Annotated in this window: 9 protein-coding genes; 3 read left to right on the forward strand and 6 right to left on the reverse strand. The window is 51.7% G+C overall.

Annotated elements, in window-relative coordinates:
- Positions 1 to 111 precede the first annotated feature (111 nt).
- The 3 genes from B1H58_RS15600 (at position 112) to B1H58_RS15610 (ending at position 6084) form a co-directional block, all read left to right on the forward strand.
- Positions 112 to 1008: a flagellin N-terminal helical domain-containing protein gene (locus tag B1H58_RS15600; RefSeq protein ID WP_085071386.1), complete on the forward strand. Its 897-nt coding sequence runs from the start codon at positions 112 to 114 to the stop codon at positions 1006 to 1008.
- Positions 1009 to 1212: 204 nt separating this feature from the next.
- The gene (locus B1H58_RS15605; protein ID WP_085071387.1) at positions 1213 to 2109 is read left to right on the forward strand and encodes a flagellin N-terminal helical domain-containing protein; all 897 of its coding nucleotides are present in this window, start codon (positions 1213 to 1215) and stop codon (positions 2107 to 2109) included.
- A 291-nt stretch (positions 2110 to 2400) separates the two neighbouring features.
- A complete protein-coding gene (locus tag B1H58_RS15610) occupies positions 2401 to 6084 on the forward strand; it encodes a glycosyltransferase (RefSeq protein ID WP_085071388.1) in 3684 nt (1227 codons plus the stop codon).
- A gap of 144 nt (positions 6085 to 6228) precedes the next feature.
- Here B1H58_RS15610 and glgX read toward each other — a convergent pair whose 3' ends face one another.
- From glgX to rfbA, 6 genes are all read right to left on the reverse strand, one after another.
- The gene (glgX, locus tag B1H58_RS15615) at positions 6229 to 8304 is read right to left on the reverse strand and encodes a glycogen debranching protein GlgX (RefSeq protein WP_085071389.1); all 2076 of its coding nucleotides are present in this window, start codon (positions 8302 to 8304) and stop codon (positions 6229 to 6231) included.
- A 69-nt stretch (positions 8305 to 8373) separates the two neighbouring features.
- A complete protein-coding gene (treY, locus tag B1H58_RS15620; protein ID WP_237172500.1) occupies positions 8374 to 10863 on the reverse strand; it encodes a malto-oligosyltrehalose synthase in 2490 nt (829 codons plus the stop codon).
- A gap of 41 nt (positions 10864 to 10904) precedes the next feature.
- Positions 10905 to 12692: a malto-oligosyltrehalose trehalohydrolase gene (treZ, locus tag B1H58_RS15625; RefSeq protein WP_085071391.1), complete on the reverse strand. Its 1788-nt coding sequence runs from the start codon at positions 12690 to 12692 to the stop codon at positions 10905 to 10907.
- A 364-nt stretch (positions 12693 to 13056) separates the two neighbouring features.
- Entirely contained in the window at positions 13057 to 13899 is an 843-nt protein-coding gene (rfbD, locus tag B1H58_RS15630) for a dTDP-4-dehydrorhamnose reductase (RefSeq protein ID WP_085071392.1), read from the reverse strand.
- A complete protein-coding gene (rfbC, locus tag B1H58_RS15635) occupies positions 13884 to 14432 on the reverse strand; it encodes a dTDP-4-dehydrorhamnose 3,5-epimerase (RefSeq protein ID WP_085071393.1) in 549 nt (182 codons plus the stop codon). The genes rfbD and rfbC overlap by 16 nt, the downstream gene beginning before the upstream one ends.
- A complete protein-coding gene (gene rfbA / locus B1H58_RS15640) occupies positions 14429 to 15298 on the reverse strand; it encodes a glucose-1-phosphate thymidylyltransferase RfbA (protein ID WP_085071394.1) in 870 nt (289 codons plus the stop codon). Before rfbA ends, rfbC begins: the two co-directional genes overlap by 4 nt.
- Positions 15299 to 15442 lie beyond the last annotated feature (144 nt).

The following is a 15442-nucleotide window of genomic DNA, read 5'->3' on the forward strand; positions in this document are numbered from 1 at the left end:
TTTCGAAAATTTTTCTAAAGGTTGTTTTAAGGCTGACGATAATGAGGGTGACGGTGATGAAGCCGTAGAACAGATGCCTGAATCTGAACCATTTTTTAAAGGAAAAACATCATGGCAGTAATTAATACTAACACCCTGTCGCTGATGACTCAGAACAACCTGAGCAAATCTCAGTCTTCTCTGGGCACCGCGATTGAGCGCCTGTCTTCTGGTCTGCGTATCAACAGCGCAAAAGATGACGCAGCAGGTCAGGCGATCGCTAACCGCTTCACCTCTAACATCAACGGTCTGACCGTGGCGGCACGTAACGCTAACGACGGTATCTCTCTGGCGCAGACCGCTGAAGGCGCGCTGAGCGAAATCAACAACAACCTGCAGCGCGTACGTGACCTGACTGTTCAGGCGCAGAACAGCACCAACTCTGCCTCTGATATCGACTCCATTCAGTCTGAAGTTAACCAGCGTATGGCTGAAATCGACCGCGTGACCAGCCAGACTGACTTTAACGGCACTAAAATCCTGGATAACGATACCGCCAAGACATTCAGTTTCCAGGTTGGTGCTAAAGATGGCGAAACCATCAGTATCACCATGAACAGCAGCTCCGGCTGGAACATGTATAAGGCGGCCGCAACTGCAGGCGTCAGCGGCGCCAGCGTTGCAGCGGACGATCGTCAAGTCAAGGCCAGCGGCTTTGATGTACTGACAGCAGTCGGGGATGCAAACGACGCAACCAGTGGTGCATTGGCAACAATTGATAATGCCATTAAAGCCGTTGATTCTCAGCGCAGCCTGCTGGGTGCGTCTCAGAACCGTTTTGAGTCCACCATCACCAACCTGAACAACACGGTGAACAACCTGTCTGCAGCCCGCAGCCGTATTCAGGATTCTGACTACGCAACGGAAGTGTCCAACATGTCCCGCGCGCAGATCCTGCAGCAGGCTGGCAGTTCCGTACTGGCTCAGGCCAACCAGGTTCCGCAGACCATGCTGTCCCTGCTGCGTTAATCGGTTACCGGTTACGCTATCAAAGACGCCCTCATTATGAGGGCGTTTTTTTAGCCGTTATTTGTCGCTTTACCACTATTAATTTATTTAGCGAAGCTGCAAAAAAATTCTAAAGTCCTGCTTAACGTTGTCGATAACATTTATGACGGTGATGAAGCCGCAGGCCAAATGCCGAACCCTAATTTAACTTGAAGGATACTTATCATGGCAGTTATTAATACTAACACTCTGTCGCTGACCACTCAGAACAACCTGAGCAAATCTCAGTCTTCTCTGGGCACCGCGATTGAGCGCCTCTCTTCTGGTCTGCGTATCAACAGTGCAAAAGATGACGCAGCAGGTCAGGCAATCGCTAACCGCTTCACCTCTAACATCAACGGTCTGACCGTGGCGGCACGTAACGCTAACGACGGTATCTCTCTGGCGCAGACCGCTGAAGGCGCGCTGAGCGAAATCAACAACAACCTGCAGCGTGTACGTGACCTGACCGTTCAGGCGCAGAACAGCACCAACTCTGCCTCAGACATCGACTCCATTCAGTCTGAAGTTAACCAGCGTATGGCTGAAATCGATCGCGTGACCAGCCAGACTGACTTTAACGGCACTAAAATCCTGGATAACGATACCGCCAAGACATTCAGTTTCCAGGTTGGTGCTAAAGATGGCGAAACCATCAGTATCACCATGAACAGCAGCTCCGGCTGGAACATGTATAAGGCGGCCGCAACTGCAGGCGTCAGCGGCGCCAGCGTTGCAGCGGACGATCGTCAAGTCAAGGCCAGCGGCTTTGATGTACTGACAGCAGTCGGGGATGCAAACGACGCAACCAGTGGTGCATTGGCAACAATTGATAATGCCATTAAAGCCGTTGATTCTCAGCGCAGCCTGCTGGGTGCGTCTCAGAACCGTTTTGAGTCCACCATCACCAACCTGAACAACACGGTGAACAACCTGTCTGCAGCCCGCAGCCGTATTCAGGATTCTGACTACGCAACGGAAGTGTCCAACATGTCCCGCGCGCAGATCCTGCAGCAGGCTGGCAGTTCCGTACTGGCGCAGGCCAACCAGGTTCCGCAGACCATGCTGTCCCTGCTGCGTTAATCGGTTACCGGTTACGCTATCAAAGACGCCCTTATTACAAGGGCGTTTTTTTTACTTCTTTCGTTTGACTGAGCAGTATCCTTTCATTTGACTGAGCAGTATCCAGCGTTATTTTCACCTGTCTAACTTTTCCTGGTTCGGTATCTATCAGTTAAATTAATGCCCTTTTAGCGCTGATCTCGGCGCTTTGGAAAAGCACGGCCGCGGTAGATTAGCAATCAAATCTGTTTTCCTCGGGATCTCATTCTGCATCACTTTCGGGGAAAGTCACAATAGAACCTGGAAGATATTATGTCGCGTATATTGATCTGCTCAAACCATTTAGAAAAGCTGCAAGGTAGTGAGTTAGTTACACTAGAGCTGGTTGAGTTTATGCTTGATCAGGGGTGGTATGTGGATGTATTCACGCATCTTTTAGGTGGCGACATTCAAAATGAGTTTGAAAGCCTTCCGAACCAGGAACGTTTACTGGTTACTGATGATGACAGTTATCCTTTTGAACAGGCTTATGACATTGTCTGGATACAGCATACTGTCCTCAATGCCTATATGATTGAGCGACTCTGTAAAGAGGGAACTAACACCCGCTTTATCTTTAACCACATGTCGTCTTTTGCATCAATGGAAATGCCTCTGGATGCCGAGCTGGAAAATCGTCTGGCAGCAGCTGTATTAGCTGTTTCGCATGAATGCGCGGAAATGCTAGTGAAAAAGGGTATTAAAAAAGAAAAAATTATTCTTTTCGATAATCCTGCTCCGGTAAAATTTGCCGGTACGTCAGTTGAATATAAAGAAACGCTAAAAAATGTTCTGTGTATATCTAATCATCCGCCACAAGAACTTTTTGAAGCACAGCAGATGCTGGAAAAGCAGGGCGTCCGCTGCGATATGATCGGTGCTGCAGGCAAGCAATTACGCGTATCTCCTGCGCTTATTGCCAGTTACGACGCTATTATCACTATTGGTAAATCAGTTCAATATGCTTTGGTAGCCGGTATTCCCGTTTATATTTATGATATGTATGGCGGTGAAGGCTATCTTACGGAAAGCAATTTTACCCAGTCGGCATGGCATAACTTTTCAGGGCGGGCCACCAAACAAAAACGCGAAGCAGCGAATATTTGTCAGGAATTAATTGACGGGTTTGAGCAAGCACAGCGTTATGTACTGCAGCAGCGCTCTGAATTTATCCAACGCTGGAGCCTGACACAACAGCTTCCTGCTCTGCTGGCAGGTTTGGCGGAACCTCAGCATTATCAACTTAGTGATGAGGAATCTCGCACTTTATCCATTCATAATAAGGCGCAGCGGCAGGGGACTGCCCCTGTATGGTCATATAAAAAATGGACAGAAGCTCGTGCGCTTAGTCAGCATCGACTGGCTGCAACCGAAGCCATTCTGAGAAACAACGATGCTGCCTGTCGTATTGATATCATCGTGATCAATGCAGGTGATGTTGCAGCTACTATGGCTTCGTTAGACAGTGTTATGGCACAGCACTATCGGGCAGATAACATCTGGGTCACCGGTCAACATTTTGCGGAAACAACAACCTTACCGATTAACGTTATTCATCAGCAGGAAAGTTGGTGTGATGGCATAACACTGATCGCTGAAAAGAGTCAGGCTGATTTACTATTGGTATTGCATGCCGGCGATTGCCTTTTGCCGCATAGTTTATTGAAGCTTGCGGAACACAAACTACGCTATCCTTCATCGCTAATTTTTTATTTTGATGAAGAGGCTTCTGATGCTCAGGGTGGAATAAATCCTATGCTGAAGCCTGATACAAATATTGATTTGCTACGCAGCTATCCTTATATCGGCAGGTCATTGGCGTTTGAACGCGGTCTGCTACCGGCTGTTAACGGGTTAAACCCGGCATCTGGTGAGTTTGCACTGATTGATATGGTATGGAAAGCCATTGAGGCTGCCGGTCCGGGCTGCGTAAAACATATCGATTATATCAGCGTCAGGGCAGCTTTACCTCTGCTGCATTGGTTAAATAGCAGCAATAATAATTTATATCAACAAGTGATTAATGAACATTTTAAACGGTTTGGCATTGCCGCAGATATCAATAGTGCACATGAAGGTTCTGCATTAAAGATTCGTTATCATCATCAGTGTAATTATAAAGTCAGTATCATCATACCGACGAAAAATAACTATAAAACTTTACGTCAATGTATTGAGTCATTGATGGAAAAGACAGCTTATCACCATTATGAAATTATCATCGTCGATAATGGATCAACTGATAGTGATATGGTTGAGTATTTGCAAAAATTAAAGGCACTAAATATATCTCAGTTAAGATTACTGGAATGGGATGGCAACTTTAACTATGCAAAAATTAATAATTTTGCTGTTAACGCTGCTACAGGTGAACTGCTCCTGTTTATCAATGACGATATTGAAGCTTTTGAATCTGATTGGCTTGACGAGATGATTTCCCATGCCCTACGACCTGAAGTAGGCCTTGTAGGGGCCAGGCTCATTACCAAAACGGGTATAGTACAACATGGGGGTATCGTGTTAGGCCTGAACGGTGTAGCAGGTACTGTTAATCAGGGGCTAAACTCTGCTTCGTCCGGTTATATGAATCGCCTGAAAGTGGCTCAAAATATGAGCGCGCTTAGTAGCGCCTGCTTAATGATAAAAAAAGAGGCATTTCTCTCTATTAATGGTTTCGATGATAAAGATTTCCCTCAACATTTTACTGAAATTGATTTGGCTCTAAGGTTGAGCCAACAAGGTTATCTGCATGTATGGACGCCTTATGCCACGCTGTTTCAAACTAACAGAACATCCCTCTATAAAGGGGAAAACAGAGCGAAAGCTTTCCCCAGTAAAGAGGATAAAGATCGGCTGTATCATAAATGGCTTCATCAGCTTTCCATTGACAGTGCTTATAACAAGCAATTAAGTAAGCATGTCCCTGGATTTGAGATCTCACCTTATATGGCTTCCGTGCAGGATCCATTGCCGGGAAGGCCGCTGCCAGTGATATTAGCCAATAATATTGATCGTCAAGGCTGTGGCTATTACCGTGTGATCCATCCTTATACAGCACTTGAACAACAGCTTTATATTGATGGCGGGGTAAACGATACGCTGATAGCTCTTCCTGAGATTGAGCGTTTACAGCCTGATGTAATGCTAATCCAACCGGGATTAAGAAGAGGGTTAAGTAAATATTTTGAACAGGTGAGAACTTATTCCTCAGCCAAAATTGTTATCGATTATGATGATTATTCGCCTAATATCCCTGTCCGTAGTATGGTCAGAAAACATATTAAACAGGATATTATTAAAGATATTCGTCGTGATTGCGCGCAGGCTGACTGGGTTGTTGTTTCTACAGCCCCGCTGGCTGATGAGTTTTCGCGTTTTACCTCTAATATCAGGATTGCGCCAAATGGGTTACCTGTAGATATTTGGGGAGAACTGAAAAGTAATAAAAGGACTAAAAAGAAGCTGAGGGTAGGTTGGGCCGGTGGTTCTACGCATACAGGCGATCTTTCGCTTATTAAACCTCTCATTAAAGCCTTTGAGCATGAGATTGAGTGGGTATTTATGGGCATGAAACCTGAAGGTGTTCAATGCGAATTTCATCCGGGCGTGCCAATTGAAGTTTATCCGGAAAAATTGGCCAGCCTTGATTTAGATTTGGCCTTAGTACCGCTGGAAATTAACCAGTTTAATATATGTAAAAGTAACCTGCGTTTACTTGAGCTGGGCGCTTGCGGCATACCCGTGATCTGTACTGATATTGAACCTTTCCGCTGCGGTTTACCTGTTACCCACGTAAATAACCGCTACGCAGAGTGGGCTGAGGCAATTAATATGCATATTCACGAAAAGGAAGCCCTTGAGCGACAAGGAGAAGAGTTAAGAAAAGCGATTCATGAGAACTGGATGCTAAGGGACGGCTTGCTTGAAAAGTGGCGGAACGCCTGGCTGCATTTATAAGCGATGTAGATGATCACTATTTTACATCAAGGGAAATAGTAACAACTTTAAGCGATAAAAACGCGGACAGGATTCGCTGTCCGCACTTATCTGTAACTCATAGCGGGTAACCCCGCCATTTTACTCATCTATCTACAACGCTCCCTACGGCCTTCTGAACAACACGATACTGCGGCCTTCCAGTTCAAATTCCTTTTCACGCGTAATCACCAGTCCACGCCGGTCGGTATCGGAGGTGGAAAGCTCCAGCACCCAGCCGCCTTCGCCAAACTGTGGGATAAGGAACGGTACATTACCTTCAAACGGGTTGAGCAAAATCAGAACATCGTGCCAAATGCCTTCTTCCTGCTGCAGATCGGAGCGCCCCAGATAGACGCCCAGCGTCGATCCTTCGTCCCACTGTTCAGGCTGCTGGAAGCCGCCGCCGGCGTTAAACCATTTAATATCCATGCCGTCGCGCCAGCTTTCGCGGCGCAGCAGCGGCTGTTTGCTACGCAACGCAATCACCTGACGGGTAAACTCGCGCAGCGCCTCGGCGCTTTCCGGCAGGTTTTCCCAGTGTACCCAGGAGATCTCGCTGTCCTGGCAATAACCGTTATTGTTACCCATCTGGCTGCGGCCAAACTCGTCGCCTGCCAGCAGCATTGGCGTGCCGTGGGAAAAGAACAGGGTAGCGAGGAAGTTACGCTTCTGGCGTTCGCGCACCGCATTGATGCCCTCATCATCCGTTGGTCCTTCGACACCGTAATTATAAGAGCGGTTATCGTTATGGCCGTCGTTGTTATCCTCGCCGTTATCGTCGTTGTGCTTTTCGTTATATGAAACCAAATCGTTCAGCGTAAAACCGTCATGGGCGGTAATAAAGTTGACGCTGGCCCAGGGACGGCGGCCTCGCAAATCGTAAAGATCGCCGGAGCCAAGCAGTCGGGCGGCGAAATCGGTTGAGACGTTATCGCCTTTCCAGTATTCGCGCACCGTATCGCGATATTTGTCATTCCACTCTGCCCAGCCGGGCGGAAAGCCGCCAACCTGATAGCCGCCGGGGCCGATATCCCAGGGTTCGCCGATCAGCTTCAGCTTTGAGAGCACCGGGTCCTGCATAACCGCATCGAAATAGCCGCCGCGCTGATCGAAGCCTTCCGGCTCGCGTCCCAGAATGGTGCCAAGATCGAAGCGGAAACCGTCAATATGCATGGTTTCTGCCCAGTAGCGCAGCGAATCCATTACCATTTGCAGCACGCGCGGATGCGAAGTATTTACGGTATTACCGGTACCGGTATCGTTGATGTAATAGCGATGCTGGTCGGGCAGGGTGCGGTAATAGGAAAAGTTATCGATGCCTTTGAAAGAGAGCGTAGGGCCGAGCTCATTCCCTTCCGCCGTGTGGTTATAAACTACGTCAAGGATCACTTCGATACCGGCATCGTGGAACGCACGCACCATATCGCGGAACCCCTGAATGCCCTTCGGACCGTAATAGCGTGAGGCAGGCGCAAAGAAGGCGAGGGAGTTATAGCCCCAGAAATTTTTCAGGCCTTTCTCAAGCAGATGCTGATCGTCCGGGAACCAGTGGATCGGCAGCAGTTCAACGGAAGTAATCCCCAGGCTTTTAATGTAATCCACTGAAACCTTGTGCCCCATCCCTTCAAAGTTGCCGCGCAGTTCAGGCGGCAGGGCGGGATTAAGCTGGGTAAAGCCTTTTACATGGGCTTCATACACAATCGTATTTGGCCAGGCGATGGTCGGGCGATTGGTGTCCTGCCAGTCGAATTCATTGGGATCGATCACCCGGCACTTCGGCGTAAAAGGGCCGCTGTCGCGCGTGTCAAAGGTTAAATCTTTGTCTTCATGCAGCAGATCGTAAGCAAAATGCGCTTCATTCCACTCAACATCGCCCACCAGTTCGCGCGCGTAGGGATCGATCAGTAACTTGTTGGGATTAAAGCGGTGACCGTTTTCGGGATCGTAAGGTCCATAAACGCGATAACCATACAGTGCGCCAGGCTTCAGGCCCGGGACATAACCATGCCAAATCTCATGGGTATACTCCGGCAGATCCAGCCGGGCAATTTCTGTTTTGCCATCTTGATCGTACAGGCACAGCTCAACGCGTTCGGCATGCGCAGAGAAAATAGCGAAGTTGACGCCCTCGCCATCAAAATTAGCCCCAAGCTGGTGGCTATGCCCCGTCGTGATTTCAAAAGGCTGATCGTTTGACATACATCTCTCTCCATTGAAAGATAATTTTTAAGCACAACAGCAATTTGTAGCGTTTTTATTTAAATAAAATCATGCGCTTACCAGTATGAGAGACGAACTACAGGCCACCGTCTCCAGGCTTAAGCGGTCGGCTGGCGAGACAAATTCTCCGCTCAGGATGTCCCGGTAACGACGGTTAGCGAGGCGCTCGGGCAGGGCAATTTCCGTTTCCAGCCAGCGCTGTGGCTGCGGCTGGGCCAGACCGCCATCAAGGCTGCTGAAAACCAGGCGCGGTGCGATAACAATCAGCGCATCATCATTTTCCACCCGGGCGAAGGCGATAACGTTCTCTGCCCGCTGACCGCTGGTGGAAAGCGGCAGATATTCACCCCGGCGAAACAGCGCAGGAGCCTGCTGACGAAGATGCAGCAGGCGCGCAATGATATGCTGCTTTAAGCGACCGCTTAACCAGCTCTCTTCCGATGCGGACTCCGGCGTTTCATGGCCGTTCAGCATGGCGTCAAGTGTCGCAAAGTCAGGTTCGCGGCGGTTATCGGGATCCACCAGGCTGAAGTTCAGCGCTTCGCTGCCCTGATAAATATCCGGCACGCCCGGCGCGGTCAGTTTGATAATGGTTTGAGTAAGACTATTGACCAGGCCAGCATGAATAAAAGGCTGTAGCGCCTCGGTAAAGTCCTGCAGGAAGGCCTGATTAGCCGGTGAAAGCAGATGTCGAACATAGTCCAGCACCGCGTTCTCATAGGCATCATTGCTGTCGGCCCAGTCGGTGCGCAGCTTCGCTTCCCGCAGCGCCTTTTCAACAAAAGCAAGGAAACGTGTTTCCAGCGCCTGCAGACCTGCCTCGTCTTGCGGATGCAGCGTTGGCGGCCAGACGCCAGCCAGCGCCTGATAAAGCATCCATTCCACGGCGGGTTTCGGGGCCGGGCCATCTTCCAGCACGCTGATTTTTGAACGGTTCATCTGCCGCCAGCGGGCAACGCATTCGGCCCAGCGCTCTGGCGCTTCAGTCAGCGTATAGAGCCGGGCGCGGGCATCTTCGCCGCGTTTGGTGTCATGGGTTGAGGTGCCGGAAAGCGCATCGGGCTGCCGTTCAAGCCGCGTTTGCATTTCGCTGTGGAAGCGATCGAGCGAGAAAGCGCGCGGGATTGGCTCAGCGCCCACTTCGTTTAGCGCCAGCTCCATGTTCTGACGGAAAAACAGCGTATCCTCTACCGATTTTGCCATCAGCGGGCCCGTGAGCTGCTGGAAACGGGTGCGAAACTGGGCTGCGACCTCGTTAGCTTGCTGTGACACTTCGCCGCATAAAATGCGCACCAGGAAATCGAGCGCTTCAGGCGCGGGCGCACTGGCGCTGGTTCTTACTTTTTCCGCCACCCGTTGCAGCATCTCGTTGCTTTCCGCCGGCAGGCCTTCTGCGGTGCCGTAGGTGCGGTAAACCGGGAAAGCGATTAGCAACTCACGCAGGGCGGCGCGCACGGCCTGTTCTTCCTGCGCCACGTTATCGATGCTGGCGATCTCCATGGAGAGACGCAGCAGCGTTGAAAATTCACCGGCAAAATTGCGATCGGTCATCAACAGCTTGGCTGAGCGCAGCTCGGCGGCCATGTTCACCGGCTTGCCTGTTACCTCATCATAGGCTTTACGCAGCAGACGGATATTTTCACCATCCACCAGCACATCGGAAAGCGACTCGATAAATTCATAGCCGGTGGTGCCAGAGATGGGCCAGTCCGCTGGGATCTGCTCATCTTTGCCAAGGATTTTTTCCACGGTGATATAGCACTCCGGCCCGGCCTGCTGGCGCAGACGTTCAAGATAGGCTTTGGGATCGGCCAGCCCGTCCACATGATCCACACGCAGCCCATCAACCGCGCCGGAATGTACCAGCTCCAGGATCAGCCGGTGCGAATCATCAAATACCAGCGGGTCCTCAACACGAACGCCTGCCAGCCCGGTGATCTCGAAGAAACGACGATAAGAGAGATCGCGCGGCGCATCGCGCCACGACATCAGCCGCCAGGGCTGACGCTCATGCAGCTTAGCGATCTCCGCCTTATCGGTAAGCCGCAACACCTCTTCTTCGCGGCCCTGCCAGCTTTCCGGCGTCAGCGGGTAAAAGCTTTCATAATAGGCGAGCGCCGGCTTACCGGTTTTCGGATCGGCTTTGACGCTGATTTCGCCTTTTTCCAGGACCGCTTCAAAAGTATCGCCCAGGAAAGGCAGCGTCAGGCGACGCGACCAGTCAATGTCGAAATAGCGGGCGTAGCGGCTGTTTTCACCGTGCTCAATCACATCGCGCCACCAGGCATTTTCCAGCGAGGCGGCCATATGGTTCGGCACGATATCTAGGATCAGACCCAGCCCGGCCTCCTGCAGCGCCTTAACCATACGGTCAAAGCCTGCACGCCCACCCAGTACCGGATCGATCTCATTAGCGTCAGTCACGTCGTAGCCGTGAGTAGAGTCAGACGTTGCGGTAAAAACCGGCGAGGCATACAGATGGCTGATGCCGAGTCGCTTGAGATAGGGCACCAGACCAGCGGCACGATCAAACGTCATGCCGTTGCGAAACTGAATACGATAGGTAGCGGTCGGGATCTTCACTCTGTATCTCCTGGAGCAAGGCGGACAATCATCGAATTCTGCGGCAGCTCCGCTGACGCCTGCGGCCAGGCAAACAGGGTTTCGCCGGGCAGGTCGGGCAGCGGCTGCGTGGTTGCGCCAATATTAAACGCCAGCGACAGCGTGCCTGCGGGGAAAGACCAGCTCACAGCGACAAAGCCCTCTGCTGTCTTGATCACCTTGCCCGCATTACCGCCCGCGTTGGCCAGAAGCGGCACGATATGCTGCTGGCGCAGCGCTAACAGCTCACGGGTAAGCGCCAGCCAGGCTTTACCTTGCTCGCTTTCCCGTTTCTGCCAGTCCAGCTTTGAGGCTGCAAACGTGGTTTCGGCGTTGGGATCGGGTACGCTTTCACCTTCATGGCCCGCGTGGCCCTCAAACTCTCTGGCACGGCCTTCGCGCACCGCTTTAGCGAGATCGCCATGGAAATCGGTGAAAAACAGGAATGGATTGGTCTCGCCATACTCTTCGCCCATAAACAGCAGCGGAATATGTGGCGAGAGCAGCAGCGTGGCGAACATCACTTTAGTGCGCTCAACGCCAGCCAGTTCAATCAGCCTTTCGCCCTGAGCGCGGTTGCCGACCTGATCGTGGTTTTGAATAAAGTCCACAAAGGCAACCGGCGGCTGGCTGCTGCTGCTAACGCCGCGCGGCTGGCCCGACTGCACAGAGACTTCGCCCTGATAAGCGAAACCTTCCGTGAGGATACGTGCCACCAGTTTTTCCGGCTCGTTGGCGAAATCCTGGTAGTAGGCATGCGTCTCACCGGTCGCCATAACATGAACCGCATTATGGAAGTCATCATTCCATTCGCCGGTAAACAGCGGCACGGAGCCATCCTGTTCGCGCGGATGCAGGAAAATAACGTTGCGGCTATCCTCGGTTGTGAGATGGACAGGGCGGTCGGTAATTTCGGTGCGAATACGCTCGGCAATTTCAATCAGCGCATGCTTTTCAGAATTATCTTCGATTTGATCGATAGCATCGAAGCGCAGGCCGTCAAGGTTAAACTCTTTCAGCCAGTAGAGCGGCGCTTCAACGATATAACGACGAGCGGCATCAACGTCATACGCAATACCCGCGCCCCAGGGCGTCATCCGCTCTTTATGAAAGAATGCCGGGGCCAGCAACGGCAGATAGTTGCCTTCGGGACCAAAGTGGTTCAGAACAATATCCAGCATCACTGAAAGTCCATGACCATGAGCGGCGTCGATAAAGGCCTTGAAGTCATCCGGCGTGCCATATGCCGAATGCGGCGCGTAAAGCAGCACCCCGTCATAGCCCCAGCCACGGTTGCCGCCGAACTGCGAAACGGGCAGCACCTCAATCATGGTAATACCCAGTTCGGCCAGCCGGGGTAGCTTCTCAATGGCAGCCTGGAACGTACCCTGTGGCGTGAAGGTGCCGATATGCATCTCATAGACCACGGACTCTTCCCACGGACGCCCCTGCCAGGCGCTGTTTTGCCAGGCATAACGCATGGGATCAATAACCAGAGAAGGACCGTTAACATCCTCTTTCTGAGCGCGGGATGCCGGATCCGGCACCACCATGCCATCGGCAAGAACGAAATTATATTCCGTGCCGGGCGCAATATTATTAGCCTGTAGTTCAAACCAGCCGTCGCCGCTTGCATTCATCTCGCGGTCATGGCCGTCAATCCTCAGGGTTATCGTCTGCTGGCCGGGTGCCCAAAGACGAAAACGCACTGTATCGGCAGCCACATATTCGGCGCCCCAACTCTTACGAAATGATTTGGACTCCATTCATTTTCCTCGCTTCACGCAGAAATGACCCATGGACGACATCATGTAATTTTGTTCGGTGATGCAAGCTATTCGCTTAAGCCTGTAGCGCGATCTGGATGCCGCAGCGGATCGGCCCATTTCTGATAACGATCAGAGGGCTGTTCCGCTTAGTGAGGAGATAAAACGGTGTCCGGTTAACCTGGCCTCAGGCTGCATACACAGAACAATCATAGACTATGCAGCGAGAGTTGAAGGGCTGGGTTAACGGAGCGGCGTGTTCGCCTTTTGTTTAACAATAAAGATAGCATGGAGTAAGCCAGCAGCCTTGGTTGCTGGCTTGTTACTAAAAATTGAGAGGGGGGCGTTTCTGTTACTCCACCGCTCAGGCTGACATCACCATGCCCAGCGCCTTATCCCAACAGGAGGCCTGAGACGCAGTTCTTTCGCTTTGCATCACGGAGTTGATCGGGCGGCACGCCTGTTGTTTAAAGGCCGCAGTGGATATCGGGCAGACTTCAATCGAGCGCAGCGCAGGATACTCATTGCCGAAGAGGTTGAATATAGTCAGTGCGAACTCATACCAGCTGACCGCCTTATCGCCGCAGTAGTGATAAATTCCCGCCGCATTCGCATCGGTAGCCAGCGTGATCATCGCCTGCGCCAGATCGCCCGCGTAGGTCGGGCAGCCGCGCTGATCGTTCACGACACGAAGCGTTTGCTGAGTTTGCGCCAGACGCAGCATAGTCTTAACAAAGTTGTTGCCATGTTCGCTAAACACCCATGAGGTGCGAACGATAATGGCGCGGGGCAGTATCGCCTGCACGCGCTTTTCGCCTTCCCATTTGCTTAAGCCGTAAAAGTTAACCGGGCAGGGAACGTCGCTTTCAACATAGGGCGTGGTTTTGGTGCCGTCAAAAACGTAATCGGTAGAAATATGGATCAGCTGGGCGCCATTATCACGCGCAGCGCGTGCCAGATTTTCCGGGCCAATCGCATTAATTTTCATTGCGCGGATGCGATCGGTCTCCGCCTTATCCACCGCCGTGTAAGCAGCAGCATTCATAATCACCTGGGGCTGAAAACGACGAACAATGCGGTCTACTGCCGCCTGGTTGGTAATATCCAGCTCGGCTGAACCGCAGGCCAGTAAAATCCAGTCGGCAGGAAAGCGGTCCAGCAGGCTCCGGCCCAGCTGGCCGTAAGCGCCGGTTAACAATACGCGCATGGCAACAACTCCGTAAGAGGTAAACCTTTTTTATCTTTTTCCGACAGCAACGGATCTTTCACCGGCCAGTCAATATTTATGCAGGGGTCATTCCACAGCAGACAGGCTTCATCTTGTGGGTTGTAGTAATCGGTACATTTATATTCAAAATCCGCAATATCAGAGAGCACCAGGAAACCGTGCGCCAGGCCGGGTGGGATCCAGAGCTGCGTCTTATTCTCTTCGGAAAGAATAACGCCTTCCCACTGGCCAAAGGTGGGTGAATCCGGGCGAATATCCACGGCGACGTCAAACACTTCGCCGCGTACCACGCGCACCAGCTTGCCCTGCGGCTGCGTTTTTTGAAAATGCAGGCCGCGCAAAACGTTTTTACCGGAGCGGGAATAGTTGTCCTGCACAAACTCCAGCTTTATATCCAGCAGCTGCTGATAGCGTTTTTTTTCGAAGGTCTCCAGAAAGAAGCCGCGCGCATCGCCATAGACGGCGGGCTGAATAATTTTTACATCACAAATACGCGTATTGATTACCTTCATGCTTCCACCAGCAACTGATGCAGATAGGATCCGTACTGGGTTTTGTTAAGATAGTTGGCCCGCTCGCGCAGCTGGCCGGCGCTTAGCCAGCCCTTACGCCAGGCTATCTCTTCCAGGCAGGCGACTTTGAAACCCTGACGTTTTTCAATGGTGTGAATAAAATGCGATGCCTCCAGCAGGCTGTCATGGGTGCCGGTATCAAGCCAGGCGAAACCGCGTCCCAGCACTTCTACCGACAGCAGGCCATCTTCCAGATACATCTGGTTAAGCGTGGTAATCTCCAGTTCGCCGCGCGCGGAAGGTTTTACCTGCTTCGCCATCGTGCAAACCTGCCGGTCATAAAAATAGAGGCCGGTCACCGCATAGTTGGACTTCGGCTGGCTCGGCTTCTCTTCCAGCGAGATCGCCTGAAACTGTTTATTGAATTCCACCACGCCAAAGCGCTCCGGATCCATCACCTGATAGCCGAAAACCGTTGCACCGCTGTCACGCGCGCTCACTTCTTCCAGCTTTTTGGCGAAGCTTTGCCCGAAGAAGATGTTGTCACCCAGTACCAGCGCACAGCCTTCACCGGCAAGAAAGTCCTCGCCGATAATAAACGCCTGTGCCAGCCCTTCAGGTTTCGGCTGAACGGCAAACTGCAACTGAATACCGAAACGGCTGCCGTCGCCCAGCAGTCGCTGGAAAGCCGGGAGATCTTCTGGCGTAGTGATCACCAGAATCTCCTGAATGCCCGCCAGCATCAGCACGGAAAGCGGATAATAGATCATCGGCTTGTCATACACAGGCAGCAACTGCTTGGATACGCCGCAGGTGACCGGATGCAGGCGCGAGCCTGTGCCGCCAGCGAGTACGATACCTTTCATACAGAGTCTCGATATAACAAGATGCAGGGAGCCTTCCCCGGGGATGTGATAAAGATTACGCCTGAGATCCGATGAGTAATGGCGCAAATAAGAGGGGAAAGCAGGGGCTTTATTGCGGATAACCTGCGGGCGAGAAAGATTTTA

The organism is Pantoea alhagi, from assembly GCF_002101395.1.
In the GTDB taxonomy this organism is placed as follows: Bacteria; Pseudomonadota; Gammaproteobacteria; order Enterobacterales; family Enterobacteriaceae; genus Mixta; species Mixta alhagi.

Coding starts and splice junctions, on each gene's coding strand:
- treZ (WP_085071391.1), bottom strand. CDS start 12,692: ATGGAGTCCAAATCATTTCGTAAGAGTTGGGGCGCCGAATATGTGGCT.
- B1H58_RS15605 (WP_085071387.1), top strand. CDS start 1,213: ATGGCAGTTATTAATACTAACACTCTGTCGCTGACCACTCAGAACAAC.
- B1H58_RS15610 (WP_085071388.1), top strand. CDS start 2,401: ATGTCGCGTATATTGATCTGCTCAAACCATTTAGAAAAGCTGCAAGGT.
- rfbA (WP_085071394.1), bottom strand. CDS start 15,298: ATGAAAGGTATCGTACTCGCTGGCGGCACAGGCTCGCGCCTGCATCCG.
- treY (WP_237172500.1), bottom strand. CDS start 10,863: ATGACGTTTGATCGTGCCGCTGGTCTGGTGCCCTATCTCAAGCGACTC.
- B1H58_RS15600 (WP_085071386.1), top strand. CDS start 112: ATGGCAGTAATTAATACTAACACCCTGTCGCTGATGACTCAGAACAAC.
- glgX (WP_085071389.1), bottom strand. CDS start 8,304: ATGTCAAACGATCAGCCTTTTGAAATCACGACGGGGCATAGCCACCAG.
- rfbD (WP_085071392.1), bottom strand. CDS start 13,899: ATGCGCGTATTGTTAACCGGCGCTTACGGCCAGCTGGGCCGGAGCCTG.
- rfbC (WP_085071393.1), bottom strand. CDS start 14,432: ATGAAGGTAATCAATACGCGTATTTGTGATGTAAAAATTATTCAGCCC.